The organism is Micromonospora sp. DT41 (genome assembly GCF_049841715.1).
GTDB lineage: Bacteria > Actinomycetota > Actinomycetes > Mycobacteriales > Micromonosporaceae > Micromonospora > Micromonospora profundi.
The window spans coordinates 728,411-742,111 of record NZ_JBNCKU010000001.1; the positions used below are offsets into that span (position 1 = coordinate 728,411).

The following is a 13,701-nucleotide window of genomic DNA, read 5'->3' on the forward strand; positions in this document are numbered from 1 at the left end:
TCCGCCAGCGGCGATCGTTTCCGGCAGGCCATCGGAAAAACAGCTTCTCCCGACCACTCGGAGCCGACCGCGTCGACATCAGTCGATCATCGGCCCGGTGCCGTCAGGACCCATCCGTCGATACCCGTTGTTCGACCGCGAGGTGCTGATCATGCAGACCGTCCTCTCCGCCGTCCTGCCCGACGTGCCCCGGGCCGCCGTCATCTGGCTGAGCCTGCTCGGGGTGGTCGTGGCCGCTGTCGCCGTCCTCCTGCTGCGTCCCGGCCTTCTCCGCCTCGACCTGGCCGCGCGGATCCGTGCCGCGGCAATGCCCAGTCAGATCGAAGAGGCGCAGGAGGAACGGGAGCAGAGCCGCTACGCGCAGGAGGTCGCGGTGGCCGCCGAGCGCGCCACCACCACCGCGCAGCGACGGCGGGCGGAGTGGGTGGCCGCGCAGGAGACGGCCGAGGCCGCCTGGCAGGCACTGGAGGCCGCCGAGGCCGGCGTCCGCCGACTCGTCGAGGCTTCCGCGATGCCACTGCCGTACACCACCCAGACCCCCGCCGAGTACGCCGACCGCGAGCGATACCTGCATCGGGCCGCGCTTGACGCGTACTGGCGGCGGGAGCTGTCGGTGGAGCAGCTCAGCGACGTGTTCGCGCACCGCAACGGCTGGGACCCTCGGCTGCACCCGGTCGAGCAGGAACTCGTGCTCCAGCGGGCGATCCGCGACAACCTGGCGGCCCGGCACGTCGCCGCCCAGGAGCAGGAGCAGGCCGCCTGGCGGGCCGCCGAGTTGGCCGTCGCGGCGGCCCGCAGCCTCCGCGCGGAAGCCCTCGAGGCGACCGGACGGCGGGTGGCGGAGTCGTCGTCGGTGCTGCCGCTCAGCGAGGTCGGCCGGCCACTGACCGAGCCGACCCGGGAGAACGTGGTTGTCGCTCGCGGCCGCGCGGCGGTCCCCGCGTTCTGACCGCACGGCACGGCGGTCCGACAGCGGGCCGGACCGCCGTCGGTGGGTTAGCGTGACGCCATGTCCCGAGAGACGTGGGTGCTCGTGGTGATCGCCGGCATCCTGGCGATCGCCACACTTGTCGGCGCGGTGCTGCTGGCGGTGCGGGTGGTGCGTACCCGCCGGATGCTGACCGGGCTCGGTGCGAGCGGCAAGGTCGTCTTCTACGGGGCGCTCATCTACGCAATCTTCCCGGTCGACGTCCTCCCGGACCCCATCTACCTGGACGACATGGGTGTCCTGGCCGGCGCGCTGATCTACCTCACCCGGCTGGTGCAGAAACGCCGGGTGGAGGGTCGCCGGCTGCCCGGGCAGCCGGACGCGCCGCCGGCTCCGGAGGCCGCCCGACGCTCCGTACGATGATCGAGGTCGGTTCGACGGACAGGGGACGGGCGTGGCGGGCGATCACCGGCTGGACGGGCACGACGACCGGGTGGCGGCCTTCTGCGCGGAGCGGCACCTCGCGACGTTGACCACCCTGCGCGCCGACGGCACCCCGCACGTGGTGCCCGTCGGGGTCACAGTCGATCCGGAGGCCGGGCTGGCTCGGGTGATCACCTCCGGTACGTCCCGCAAGGCGCGTCACGTGGCCGCTGCCGGTCCGGCGGGCCTGCCGGTGGCGGTCTGCCACGTGGATGGCCGGCGTTGGCTCACCATCGAGGGCCGGGCGGTGCTCCGGTCGGATCGGGCGGCGGTGGCCGAGGCGGAGCGCCGCTACGCCGACCGGTATCGCACTCCGCGTCCGAATCCGGAACGTGTGGTCATCGAGATCACCGTGACCCGGCTGCTCGGGAGCCTCTGACCCGCCACCCGATCGCCGCGTTCGAGCCACCTCAGGGGCCCCTGGGTGTTTTGCGTGGTTTGGGGTGCCGCCTCGGAGCGGAATGCCGGCCGGAGCAGGGCCGTTACACCGGTACGAACCCCCGGCCGAGACCGCCGCGGGTCGACCCCCTGATGAGCCGAGCGCCATTCCCGGTGCTGCTGCCCTCCGCCCAGTCGGAGGCTCCAACCCCTCGAACGGAGACTCGACCATGAACCCGATCATGCAGAAAAGCGGTCTGTCCGTCGTCGGCCTGCTGGTCGCGGGCGGATGTGCCCTCGGCCCGGCTGCCATCGCGCAGGCCTCCGCCCCGGCACAGGTCGCCCCGACGTCGTCGAACCAGACGAACCGCAGCGGTGAGCGGGTGCTCGGGTTCGACTACCAGGCGCAGCCGAACTTCTACTACTGCGGGCCGGCCGCGACCCGGATGGCGCTCTCCACCCAGGGCAAGGCGCTGCCGCAGGACGAGGTCGCCAAGCTGCTCGGCACGACCGAGTCGGGCACCGCGTCGGCCCTGGACATCACCCGGGTGCTGAACGCGCTCACCGGCGACAGGTACCGGACGACCGAGATCAGTGACCCGGTGGCCCGCCCCGACCAGGTCGAGCAGTTGCGGCACGACGTGCTGGCCGCTGTCGACGCCGGACGGCCGGTGGTGGCCAACATCAAGGGCACTGCCGTCGACCTGAACGGCAACCCGCACTCGTACGAGGGCGGCCACTACGTGACGCTTGTCGGCTACCGCGACGGTGGGGACACCATCCGGGTCGCCGACCCTGCGAACCCGGCACTCGGCGAGTACTGGATGGGCCTGCCGAAGGTCGCCAGCTGGATCGCCGAGCGCGGCTACTCCTCCTGATCCGCACGGTTCACCGGGCCGGTCTCCCACTGTCGGGGAGGCCGGCCCTGCCGTCGTGACGCCGACGGGCGGCCAGATCGGCCCGCCGCCGGGTCCGCGCCGCACGGGTCGGCCGGATCCGGTACAGGTGTCGCCGGGTCGGCGGATGCACGCTGGCCTCGCCAGCGCCGGCGGCGGCGCGCACGATCCGGTTGGCGTCGTCCGGTGCGCAGCCGGTCGCGCGGAGCAGGTCGCTGGCCGCGGTGCGAAGGCCGGTGACGAGGGCGTCGCCGAACGACCTGACCCCACGGGCGGCCGCCCGCCCGGCAAGGTTCGCGCACTCCTCGACCTGCGTACGGGTGTTCTGGAACGCGTCGTCACCCCTGCACTCCGTACGCAGTTGCGCCACCGCCGCACCGAGCCGGGCGATCGCGTCCGGCAGCTCCGGCGGGATCGGCTCGTCGTACTGGAGTGCGGTCGTCGACCAGCGGGCCAGGGCACGGCTGTCCAGCAGCAGCCGTTCGAGATGACCCGCGCTGAGGGCGTACCTGTGGAACTGCTGGCGGCGGTGCCACCGGGCCGGCGCGATCGTCACCACCTCCTCGGCCCCGCTCAACGCGTCGTGCAGTCGGCCCAGGTCGTCGTCGCTGCCACGGAGCTGGTCGAGAACACGCAACGTCCGGTCGCTGTCGCGGTCCCGCACCGCCTGCGCGAGTTCGGCGAGCTGCTCGCAGAGGACATCGAAGATGGGTGCCGCCGCCCGGTCGAGCACCCGCATCGGGTTTACCGGCAGCAGCAGCGCGACCACCACCAGGCCGACGACGCCACCGACAAGCGCGTCGAAGATCCGGGGCACCTCCAGCCCGCTCTCCATCGGGGCCAGCGTCGTGATCAGCACCGCGGTACCGCCGGCCTGCCCGACGAGCGGGCCACCCTTGCCGGCCACGAGCAGGGCGGTGGCGATGGCGAGGGCGACGACAAGGCCGGTCTGCCACGGCCCCGAGCCGACGACGAAGCGCAGCGTGTCACCGATGATGAGGCCCAACGCGACGCCGGCCAGCAGTTCGAAGGTACGGCGGGCTCGCTGCCCGATGGCTGTGGCGATCGTACCGACGGCCGCGGCGGGGGCGAAGACGTGCGAGCCGGAGCCGAGGAAGTGCTGGGCGATCAGGGCGGCGAGCGCCGCGGCCAGCCCGGCCTGGGCGGCGATCACCAGGGTGATCTCCCACTGTCGGGCCCGGAGCCGGCCGGCCTGCCCGCTGCGGTGCCGCACTGATTCGACGAACTGGCCGCTCTTCTCGGCAGCCGTTTCGAGTCGGGACCGGTCGCGGCCGGCTGGTGGACGGTCGTCGGCCATGGCGGCGGATACCCGGGCGTCGTCCCGGCAATCCATCGGCGACCATGGGTTTGTCCCACCGTCGCGGGGTACCAGGGGCCACACACACCCACCGATCCGCAACCGGCAAGGGGACGTGAGATGAGCAATCCGCAGACCGTCGACGACCGGGACGTCGTCGACATCCTGGTCACCGACCACCATGAGGTCGAGGCGCTCTTCGTCGAGTTGGAGACGCGGCAGGGCACCCCCGAGTACCGCCGCCAACTAGTCGACGTGGTGATCGCCGAACTCGTCCGCCACGCGATCGCCGAGGAGGCGTACGTCTATCCGACGGCCCGTAAGGCGCTGCCCGACGGCGACCAGATCGCCGAGCATGAGATCGCCGAGCACGCCGACGCCGAACGGACAATGAAGGACCTGGAGTCGGTCGACCCGTCCGACCCGCGCTTCGACGAGCTGCTCGCCCACCTGACCAGCACCATCCGGCACCACGTACAGGAGGAGGAGAACGACCTCTTTCCCCGGTTGCGCGCCGCGACGGCCCGGGAGGAGCTTGTCGAGTTGGCCGGCAAGGTGACGGCGATCAAGAAGATCGCGCCGACCCGGCCGCATCCGAGCGCACCGGACCGCCCTCCGGCGAACAAGCTGCTCGCCCCCGGCACCGGCCTGGTCGATCGGATGCGCGACGCGTTGAGCGGCCGGCCGACCTCGATGGACGAGCTACGCGAAGGGCAGCACTGACCCGTCGTCGGGTAATCGGCGACGGTCCGCATGAGACATCCCGGGTCACCACCTCGGTGGCGACCCGGGATGTCTCGGCGTCTCAGCGGGCCTGGTCGCCCTCTCCGGTACGGGCCTGAGCCTGGTCCACGCCCTTGTCGATCTGGTCGTCGTACTTTCCACCGGTGCGCCGGTCGGCCATGTCGCCGGCCTTCTCGATCCCCTGGTCGACCTGCTTGTCGTGCTTGTCCGCGAAGTCCTTGGCCTTGTCCATGAAGTCGCTCATCACGGTCCTCCTCCACGTCGACTGCGTCAGTGATGGCTTCCCTGGGCCGGGTTGCCCAAACCCGGATGATCCAGACTCGCCGGCCAGGAACGGACGTCAGGTGTGCACCCGCCACGACAAGGGCCCACCTCGCGTTGGAGCGGTACGGGTGTCGGCGCGCGTCAGGCCGGGTACCGACCTCCCGGATATCGAGGAGGACCGACATGGCGGCAGAGGAACCCGGGGCGGACACCGGGGAGACAACGCACGACGCACAGCCGCGCCATCCGTGGGCGGCGCTGCCGTGGCTGGTCCGCACCGCGGTGCTGTGGAGCGCCTGCCTGGTGGTCATCGTCGCCGGGCTCTATCTGCTGGGCCGGATCGCCCTGCTGTTGGCGCCGCTTGCCATCGCGCTGGCCGCGACCATCTTCCTCACCGCTCTGCTCGACCCGGTGCTGCTCCGGCTGCGCCGGTTGCGGGTGCCCGCGGCACTCGCCGCACTGCTCACCGTCCTGCTGCTGCTCGGCATCCTGGTGGGCGTCGGCGCACTGGTGTGGAACCTGACAGCGAGCCAGTTCGACCAGCTAAGCCAGGAGTTGACGCAGGGCGTCGACCGCAGTCGGGACTTCGTCACGTCCACCCTGCCTGTCACCGACGCCCAACTGGACCGTCTGATCAGCCAGGCCAGGGAGGGGTTGAGCGGCAGTTCGCCGGACCCGGTCTCCGGAGCCCGGACGGCCACCGAGGTGTTCGGCTCCGCGCTGCTCGCTCTGGTGCTGCTCTTCTTCCTGCTCAAGGACGGCCGGTCGATGTGGCACTGGGTGCTGGCCCGGATGACCGGCCCGAACCGCGCAGTGGTCGCCGAGGCCGGTCGGGGCGGCTGGCAGACGCTCGGCGCGTACAGCCGGGGCACCATGCTGATCGCCGCTATCGACGCGATCGGCATCGGCCTGGCTCTTGTGGTGCTGCGGGTGCCGTTGGCACTGCCACTGGCGCTCATCACCTTCCTCGGCGGCTTCGTCCCGATCATCGGCGCGACGGTGGCCGGAGCGGTCGCGGTGCTCGTGGCCCTGGCTGCCAACGGGCCGACGACGGCGCTGCTCACCCTCGCGGCGGTGATCGCCGTCCAGCAGATCGAGGGCAACCTGCTCGAACCGCTGGTGATGAAGCGGCAGGTCCGACTGCACCCGGCGGTGATCCTGGTGGCCGTCACCGCCGGCACCCTGATCGCTGGCATCGCCGGTGCCTTCGTCAGCGTCCCGATCACCGCCGTCCTCTGGCGCATCATCGACACCGTCCAACGGCACCGGGCCACTGCCACCCTTACGGTTCCGCCCGCCCCGGCGGGTTGACCCGTCGACCTCAGGTGCGACGAACGGCCGCGCGGGCCAGGTGGTCGGTGAACCAGGCACCTGCCTGTTCGGCTACCTGTTCGAGCGTGCCGGGCTCCTCGAACAGGTGGGTGGCGCCCGGGACCACCCGCAGCTCGCCGACCTCACCCAACTCGGCGAGCGCCTGCTCGTTGAGCACTATCACTTCCTCGTCCAGGCCCCCGACAAGCAACAACGTGGGGGTACGCACACGCACCAGCGCCGCACCGGCCAGGTCGGGTCGACCGCCCCGGGACACCACAGCCCCCACCCGGTCCGCGCGGGACGCGGCGGCCACCAGAGCGGCGGCGGCACCCGTGCTGGCGCCGAAGAGACCGACGGGTACGTCCCCGGCGGGACGCTCGACCGCCAGCCAGTCGACGATCCCGGCCAGCCGGCCAGCCAGCAACCCGATGTCGAACCGCAGTTCGGCGGTACGCGCGTCCACCTCGTCCTCTGTCGGGGTGAGCAGGTCCACGAGCACTGTGGCGAGACCACGCCCGTTGAGCGTCCGGGCCACCGCCACGTTGCGCGGGCTGTGCCGCGAGCTGCCGCTGCCGTGCGCGAACAGCACCACGCCGGCCGGCTCGGCGGGCAGCAGCAGATCGGCGGGGAGTTGGACGTCCCCTACCGGAATGGCCACCGTGCTGCTCTGCTCGTCCATGCCGCACCTCCGCGCGCTCGCCCCTCCCACGCGTACCCCGCCTGAGGCTTCGCACTCACCCGGCAGACGTGCGGATGCCCGGGCCGGGGCCGCGTTTGTCGCAGGTGCCGCCGGGTAGCCGGGAGGTGACCGCAGACCGCGCAGGCGCAACCGCGCCCCGACGGATCGCGAGGATCGCCATGGCCAAGCAGCAGACCTCCCGGCAGCAGCAGATGGACGAGCAGAACCGGCGCGAACAGGACATCGAGCGGAGCCGGAACTTCGGGGACGAGGCCTCCGAGGCCCGCCTGCCCGACGATCCCCGGGCGATGGCGCCCAGGGACGCCCTGGGCCGCCCGTCGACCGGAGAACCCGTCTGACGTACGCGTGGAACGGCCGGGACGGGAGCATTCCCGTCCCGGCCGTTTACTCGTCGCGCTCGGGCAGCCGGAGCAGTGGCGACCGGCCCGGCGGGTGCTCCGGCGGCGCAGCCGTCGGCTCCGCCTGCGGCACGGGCACCGTCACCGGTTCGTCGGAGGTGACCCGTAGCAGCTGGTTGTGGTGGCGCAACTCCACAACGTCGTCCGGGCCGCCGTGGCGCAGCGAGTACGTCGTCTCGTGCGGTCGCACGTCCACGCGCAGCGCCAGCCCGCGCCACTGCAACGAGAACTCGAGGCGGCTGAGCCGGCTGGAGAGCCGGGGCGCGAACGACAGCTGACCGTCGTGGTCGCGCAACCCGCCGAGCCCACCGATAAGGGCGAGCCACGCGCCGGCGAGCGAGGCCATGTGCACGCCGTCGCGGGTGTTCTCGTTGAGGTCGTGCAGGTCCATCAGCGCGGCTTCGCGCAGGTAGATGTGCGCCAGCTCGGGATAGCCCACCTCGGCGGCCAGCACCGCCTGCGTGCACGCCGACAGCGACGAGTCACGGACCGTCCGGCGCTCGTAGTAGAGGAAGTTGCGCAACTTCTCCTCGGGGGTGAACGCGTCCCCCCGCCAGTGCATCGCCAGGACCAGGTCGGCCTGCTTGACCACCTGCTTGCGATACAGCTCGAAGTACGGATAGTGCAGCAGCAACGGGTACTTCTCCGCAGGCGTGTGCGCGAAGTCCCACTCCTGGAGGCGGGTGAACCCCTCCACCTGCTGGTGCACCTCCAGCTCGTCGTCGTACGGGATGTGCATCGCGGTTGCGGCGTCCCGCCAGCTCGCCGCCTCCTCGTCGGTGACACCGAGGCGGAACGCCTCGTCCCGGTAGCGCATCGCCGACTCGGCAGCGGTGAGCATGTTCCGCTGCGCCATCAGGTTCGTGTAGATGTTGTCGTTCTTCACAGCTGTGTACTCGTCCGGGCCGGTGACCCCGTCGATGTGGAACTGGCCGTGCCGGTCGTGGTGCCCGATCGAGCGCCACAGCCGGGCGGTCTCCACGAGCAGCTCGAGCCCGATCTCCCGCTCCAGCTGGGTGTCGCCGGTGACGAGGACGTACCGGCGCAGCGCGTCCGCGATGTCGGCGGCGATGTGGAACGCCGCGGTGCCGGCCGGCCAGTACCCGGAGGACTCCGGCCCCTCGATGGTTCGCCACGGGAACGCGGCGCCCTTGAGGTTGAGTGTCTCGGCCCGCTCGCGCGCCTGGTCAAGCGTGCTGTGGCGCCACTGCAACGCGCTGCGGACCGCGCTCGGCTGGGTGTAAGTCAGCACCGGCAGGACGAACATCTCGGTGTCCCAGAAGGCGTGCCCGTCGTACCCGGGGCCGGTCAACCCCTTGGCCGAGATGGGCCGCTGCTCGGCCCGGGCACCGGCCTGCAGGACGTGGAAGAGACCGAACCGGACGGCCTGCTGGATCTCCGGGTCGCCCTCGACAAGCACGTCCGCCGCGTCCCAGAACTCGTCGAGATAACTGCGCTGCTCCCGGTGCAGCCCCTCCCACCCGTCGAGGCGGGCACCGGCAAGCGCCGCGCCGACCTGGTCACGCAACGCCGGCAGGGAACGTCGGCTCGACCAGCCGTACGTCAGGTACTTGACGATCCGCAGCTTCTCACCGGGCTTGAGTACGCAGGCGATTGTCGTGCGGACCCAGTCCTCGTACCCCTCGGACTCGATCGTGGTGCGGTCCGGGCCGTGCACCTCGTGCTCCATGGCGGCGGCCACCCGCAGCCCGGAGACCTTTGTGTGGTGGATCAGCTGCCCACCGTCCGGGGTGGTCAGCTCCTCCTCGGCCTGCAGCGGCGACTCCAGGACCGCCGCGACCCGCGGGTCCTTGCTCTGCGCGGGCAGCGACTCGTTTGCCACCAGCTCGGACTGCACGATGAGGCGCAGCGGGCCGTCGACGGCCTCCACCTCGTAGTTGATCGCGGCCACCGACCGTTGGGTGAACGACACCAACCGGGTGCTGCGGACCTTTACCTCACGGCCGGCCGGGGAGCGCCAGTGCAGCTCGCGGTGCAGGGTGCCGGCCCGCATGTCGAGCACCCGCTCGTGGGAGAGCAGCTCGCCGTAGCGCACGTCGAGGGGTTCGTCGTCGACGAGCAGCCGGATCAGCTTGCCGTTCGTGACGTTGACGATGGTCTGGCCGGACTCGGGGAAGCCATAGCCGGCCTCCGCGTACGGCAGCGGGCGAAGCTCGAAGAACGAGTTGAGGTAGGTGCCGGGCAGGCCGTGCGGCTCGCCCTCGTCGAGGTTGCCGCGCAGGCCCACGTGACCGTTCGACAGCGCGAAGACCGACTCCGACTGGGCCAGCACGTCCATGTCCAGGCGGGTTTCCCGAATGTGCCAGGGCTCGACGGGATAGGCCCGTTCCCGGATCACGCGGTGCCCCGCTCGTCGCTTGTCGTCGCGTCGACCGGGCGCGTCGGTGGGTCGGCGTCGCCCGCGTCGAGCAGGTCGGCGAGGTCCTTGACCACGATGTCGGCGCCGTGCGCGAGCAACTCGTCGGCCTGACCGACCCGGTCGACGCCGACCACGAAGCCGAAACCGCCGGCACGACCGGCGGCCACGCCGGAGAGCGCGTCCTCGAAGACGGCAGCCTGGGTGGGGTCGACGCCGAGCAGGGCGGCTCCGGCCAGGAAGGTGTCCGGCTGCGGCTTGCCGCGCAGCCCCTGCTGCCGGGCGACGATCCCGTCGACCCGCGCTTCCAGCAGTCGGTCCACCCCGGCTGCGGCGACCACCTCACCCCCGTTGGCGCTCGCGGTCACCACTGCCCGACGCAGCCCGGCGGCGACCGCCGCCTCCAGGTAGCGCACCGAGCCCGGGTAGACCTCGACACCGTCGGTGCGTAGGTGCTCCAGCAGCAGGACGTTCTTGCGGTTACCGACGCCGTTCACAGTGTCGGCGTCCGGTGGGTCGTCCGGGCTGCCCTCGGGGAGCACGATCCCACGGGAGGCGAGGAACGACCGGACGCCGTCGGCGCGGGGTCGGCCGTCGACGTACCTGTTGTAGTCGGGGCCGGGGTCGAACGGCTGGAACGGAGTCCCGGTGGACGTCGCGTGCTGGCGCAGAAACTCGTCGAACGTCTGCGTCCAGGCGGCGTTGTGCACCCGGGCGGTCTGCGTCAGCACACCGTCCAGATCGAAGAGACAGGCGGTCACATGAGCAGGTAGGCCCAGCACGGTACGAATCTAACCACCCAGCCGGTCCGCAAACACCTTTCTGTGACGCGCGCCGCCGCTCAGTTCGGCCGTAGCGTCCAGAGAACGGTGAGCGCCGACGTGTGCTTGCCGTCCTCGGTGCCGATCTGCACCTCGACCGGGAACTCGGGTCGCTGGCCGGCTTCCAGCTCGTCGATCACTTCCTGAGCGGGTCGCCCGAGTCGGGCGGTGGCCAGGACGGGCCCGTACGCGCGCTTGTGGTAGGCGATGTCGGCCCGGACGACGAGCGGCACCATGCGGTCGAGCAGGTGTCCGAAGGCGACAAGCACGACAGTGCCGGAGGCCGTCTCGCCGAGCGTGAACATCGCGCCGGCGTGCGGCCCGCCGATGTGGTTGTGGATGGCCGGGGCGTCGGGCAGCCGCACGACGGCCCGCACCCCGCCGTCCGCCTCGGGTGCCACCTCGACGAATTCGATGCCGAGGGTGCGGGCGAACGGCACCGCTTCCAGCATTCCGGCCGCCACCTGGCGGGAGTCGATTGTCATGTCCCGACGTTACTCGCGGGTAACCAAGGCGGCAACCAGGGCTTCTCCATCCGCCAGCCCGGTCACAGGTTGGCGATCGTCCGCAGGATCTCGGCGTAGAAGTTGCCGTCGATGCTGCGGAAGAAGGCGAAATCCTGACCCGGGTCGCCGAAGAACGGGCGCAGTGTCCAGGCCAGCTGGGTCCCCACGAAGCCGAAGAGCAGGATCCAGATGTAGAGCAACGTCATGCTTGCCGGCCGCTGGGCCGGCTCGCTGCGGCGGGCCGGCGGGGTGCCCCACGGGCGGTTGGTCGCCGGGTAGCCGGGCGGCAGCGTGCCGGGGGCCGGCTGCCCGCCCCACTGGGCCTGGGCGGGGACCTGCGCCGGGGTCTGGACGGTCGGTGCCGCGGCGGGCGTGGCGCCGTTCGCGCCCGACCCTGCCGCCGCCGCTCCGGCCGGCACGGCGACCGGCTCGGCACCGGCGGAGGAGGTCGAACCGGCGGCCACGGTGGCCGGCACCGCGCCTGCGGACACCGGGGCCGGTGTCTGGGCGTTGACCTGGGCCGGGGCTTCGGCGGCCACCGCCGGGGCGAGCAGACCGTGGTCGTTGAGGACCTGCATCCCCCCGGTCAGGAAGCGCAGCCCGACCAGCGCCGACAGCGTCAGGATGGCGACGTTGAGCAGCTTGAAGAAGCCGTAGTCCGGAGCGGTGATCAGGAAGAAGAGGCTGATCGGCGCGAATGCCACAGCGAGCATCGAGGTGACGGTGATCGCCACCATCACCAGCGCCAGCGACTGGCGCACCGACAACCGGGCGCCGAAGACCAGGTTGAACAGGTAGAGCGTGGGCAGGCAGATGGCCAGCGTGACAAGGAACAGCAGTGGCAACTTCAGCGCGGAGGTCAGCGCCATGAGCGGGCTGTGGAAGGCACCGAGCACCGCCCCGTAGCAGGCGAGTGCGATTGCCGAGCTGGCCAGCATCCGGCCGGTCAACGCGTTGAGGTCACGCTCGGCGACGATCTGCTGCCAGATGCCCTGGCGGTCACGCAGGATGCGCTCGATGACGAGCGGGCTGGGACGGTCACCCGACACGGGTGCACCCCTCTCGGTGACTTTCACAGTGGACTGGGTGGGCAGACGGTAGGCCACCAGGTGACCGCCCCGCCACCCCGCTCCGGCGTGGCGTCACCGCCAACCCACGTCGATCCGGGCGCCGCGCTCGTCGAAGAAGTGCAGCGCGTCCATCCGCACCGAGACCGCGAGCGGATGCCCGGCGGTGACCGCCGGGTACGGCGCCAGCCGCACCGCCAACTCGGCAGGCCGGCGATGGTGCCGACCCGGATCGGGGAGCACGCTGGTGCGGGCGCCGTTGGCCTGCGGCTCCTCGGTCTCCACAGGCTTGCCGGTGAGCCGCTGCATCACCGCGCCGAACCGGCGCAGGCCCCGCTGACCCACCGGCGGCGGGTCCAGCGGCGCACCCATCTCGTCCACCATGATCGCGGTCGCCCCGATGTCGAGGAACGCAAGCGACTCGTGGCCGTGGTGCTCCAGATAGCGGATCCGGCCCCGCAGCACGTCACCGGGGGTGTCCGGAGCGACAGGCGTGAGCGCCTCCGCTCGCATTCCGACCACGATCCGCTCGCCGTGGTAGTGCGCCACCGCCCGGCTGCGGATGTCGTTCCAGGGCAGGTAGAGCGCCTGGTCGCCGAGAGTGAGCGTGACATACCGGTCGAGGTGGACGTAGACCGACGCCTCCAGCAGGTTCATCCGCGGGCTGCCGAGGAAGGCTGCCACATAGAGAGTCGCCGGACGGCCGTACACCTGGGTGGGCGTGCCCACGTCCTGGAGCACTCCGCGGCGCATGATCGCGACCCGGTCGGCCATTGTCAGTGCCTCGGCCTGGTCGTGGGTGACGTAGATGGTGGTGACGCCCAGCTCCCGGGTCAGGCCCGAGATCTCCGCGCGCAGCTCGGCGCGGAGCCCGCTGTCAAGGTTGGACAGCGGCTCGTCCATCAGGAACAACCCCGGTCGTCGGACGATTGCCCGGCCCATCGCGACCCGCTGGCGCTGCCCGCCGGACAGCTGGCCCGGCTTGCGGGCCAGAACGTCGTTGATGCCCAGCGCGCTCGCCACGTCGGTGACGCGCTCACCCCGCGGCTCCGGCTCCACTCCGGCCAGCCGCAGCGGGAAGGCGATGTTGTCGCCCACTGTCATGTGCGGGTAGAGCGCGAAGTCCTGGAAGACCATCGCGATCTTGCGATCTCGCGGTGGCAGGTCGTTCGCCAACTCGCCGTCGAGCAGGACCGCGCCCTCGGTCGGGTCCTCAAGACCGGCGATCATCCGCAGCACAGTGGACTTGCCGCAGCCGGACGGGCCCAGCAACACCATGAACTCGCCGTCGTTCACATCCAGGTTGATTTTGTCGACGGCAAGCGTGCCGTCCTTGAAAACCTTGCTCACATCCTTGAGCGCGACGGTGCTCACCGTCACCTCCCCCAGCTTGTCGGCCGAACCCCACAAGACTGTGACCAGGATCATTGCGCTCGCACATCGGGTAAACGTCTCATGTTCGGCCGATGACGTTGCTATTACATGACACTAGGCGCTCGGGTCAGGC

General features: G+C 71.1%; 15 protein-coding genes. 7 read left to right on the forward strand and 8 right to left on the reverse strand.

Annotation, left to right across the window (positions count from 1 at the left end):
* The first annotated feature begins 97 nt into the window (after positions 1-97).
* The 4 genes from ACLQ23_RS03390 (at position 98) to ACLQ23_RS03405 (ending at position 2,667) form a co-directional block, all read left to right on the forward strand.
* On the forward strand, positions 98-949 hold the full coding sequence (locus ACLQ23_RS03390; RefSeq protein WP_355588300.1) for a hypothetical protein: 852 nt from the start codon (positions 98-100) through the stop codon (positions 947-949).
* 60 nt (positions 950-1,009) lie between these two features.
* Positions 1,010-1,351 (forward strand): YkvA family protein, encoded by a 342-nt coding sequence (locus ACLQ23_RS03395; protein ID WP_355588298.1) that lies wholly within the window; start codon positions 1,010-1,012, stop codon positions 1,349-1,351.
* Positions 1,352-1,382: 31 nt separating this feature from the next.
* Positions 1,383-1,790 carry a pyridoxamine 5'-phosphate oxidase family protein gene (locus ACLQ23_RS03400; protein ID WP_355588296.1) on the forward strand — a complete coding sequence of 136 codons (408 nt, stop codon included), beginning with the start codon at positions 1,383-1,385 and terminating at the stop codon, positions 1,788-1,790.
* A 229-nt stretch (positions 1,791-2,019) separates the two neighbouring features.
* Positions 2,020-2,667, forward strand: coding sequence for a C39 family peptidase (locus ACLQ23_RS03405; RefSeq protein WP_355588295.1), 648 nt, complete (start codon positions 2,020-2,022; stop codon positions 2,665-2,667).
* A 10-nt stretch (positions 2,668-2,677) separates the two neighbouring features.
* On the opposite strand, the gene ACLQ23_RS03410 is transcribed toward ACLQ23_RS03405, so the two are convergent.
* Positions 2,678-4,003 (reverse strand): FUSC family protein, encoded by a 1,326-nt coding sequence (locus ACLQ23_RS03410; protein ID WP_355588293.1) that lies wholly within the window; start codon positions 4,001-4,003, stop codon positions 2,678-2,680.
* A 120-nt stretch (positions 4,004-4,123) separates the two neighbouring features.
* On the opposite strand from ACLQ23_RS03410, the gene ACLQ23_RS03415 reads away from it, so the two are divergent.
* On the forward strand, positions 4,124-4,726 hold the full coding sequence (locus ACLQ23_RS03415; RefSeq protein WP_355588291.1) for a hemerythrin domain-containing protein: 603 nt from the start codon (positions 4,124-4,126) through the stop codon (positions 4,724-4,726).
* An 82-nt stretch (positions 4,727-4,808) separates the two neighbouring features.
* On the opposite strand, the gene ACLQ23_RS03420 is transcribed toward ACLQ23_RS03415, so the two are convergent.
* Complete coding sequence (locus ACLQ23_RS03420; RefSeq protein ID WP_355588289.1) at positions 4,809-4,991, reverse strand: antitoxin; 183 nt, start codon at positions 4,989-4,991, stop codon at positions 4,809-4,811.
* A gap of 203 nt (positions 4,992-5,194) precedes the next feature.
* Here ACLQ23_RS03420 and ACLQ23_RS03425 point away from each other — a divergent pair, with 203 nt between their 5' ends.
* Positions 5,195-6,322: an AI-2E family transporter gene (locus ACLQ23_RS03425; RefSeq protein ID WP_355588287.1), complete on the forward strand. Its 1,128-nt coding sequence runs from the start codon at positions 5,195-5,197 to the stop codon at positions 6,320-6,322.
* A gap of 10 nt (positions 6,323-6,332) precedes the next feature.
* Here the strand turns inward: ACLQ23_RS03425 and ACLQ23_RS03430 are convergent, their stop codons facing one another.
* Positions 6,333-7,004 (reverse strand): dienelactone hydrolase family protein, encoded by a 672-nt coding sequence (locus ACLQ23_RS03430; protein ID WP_355588285.1) that lies wholly within the window; start codon positions 7,002-7,004, stop codon positions 6,333-6,335.
* 179 nt (positions 7,005-7,183) lie between these two features.
* Between ACLQ23_RS03430 and ACLQ23_RS03435 the strand changes: the two genes are divergently transcribed.
* On the forward strand, positions 7,184-7,363 hold the full coding sequence (locus ACLQ23_RS03435; protein WP_355588283.1) for a hypothetical protein: 180 nt from the start codon (positions 7,184-7,186) through the stop codon (positions 7,361-7,363).
* A gap of 46 nt (positions 7,364-7,409) precedes the next feature.
* On the opposite strand, the gene ACLQ23_RS03440 is transcribed toward ACLQ23_RS03435, so the two are convergent.
* The 5 genes from ACLQ23_RS03440 to ACLQ23_RS03460 form a co-directional block, all read right to left on the reverse strand.
* On the reverse strand, positions 7,410-9,782 hold the full coding sequence (locus ACLQ23_RS03440) for a glycoside hydrolase family 65 protein (RefSeq protein WP_355628276.1): 2,373 nt from the start codon (positions 9,780-9,782) through the stop codon (positions 7,410-7,412).
* Complete coding sequence (locus ACLQ23_RS03445; protein ID WP_355588279.1) at positions 9,779-10,582, reverse strand: HAD family hydrolase; 804 nt, start codon at positions 10,580-10,582, stop codon at positions 9,779-9,781. The genes ACLQ23_RS03440 and ACLQ23_RS03445 overlap by 4 nt, the downstream gene beginning before the upstream one ends.
* 59 nt (positions 10,583-10,641) lie before the next feature.
* The gene (locus ACLQ23_RS03450; RefSeq protein WP_355588277.1) at positions 10,642-11,106 is read right to left on the reverse strand and encodes a DUF4442 domain-containing protein; all 465 of its coding nucleotides are present in this window, start codon (positions 11,104-11,106) and stop codon (positions 10,642-10,644) included.
* A gap of 62 nt (positions 11,107-11,168) precedes the next feature.
* Positions 11,169-12,176: a hypothetical protein gene (locus ACLQ23_RS03455; protein ID WP_355628273.1), complete on the reverse strand. Its 1,008-nt coding sequence runs from the start codon at positions 12,174-12,176 to the stop codon at positions 11,169-11,171.
* 93 nt (positions 12,177-12,269) lie between these two features.
* Complete coding sequence (locus ACLQ23_RS03460) at positions 12,270-13,622, reverse strand: ABC transporter ATP-binding protein (protein WP_355588273.1); 1,353 nt, start codon at positions 13,620-13,622, stop codon at positions 12,270-12,272.
* Positions 13,623-13,701: the final 79 nt, after the last annotated feature.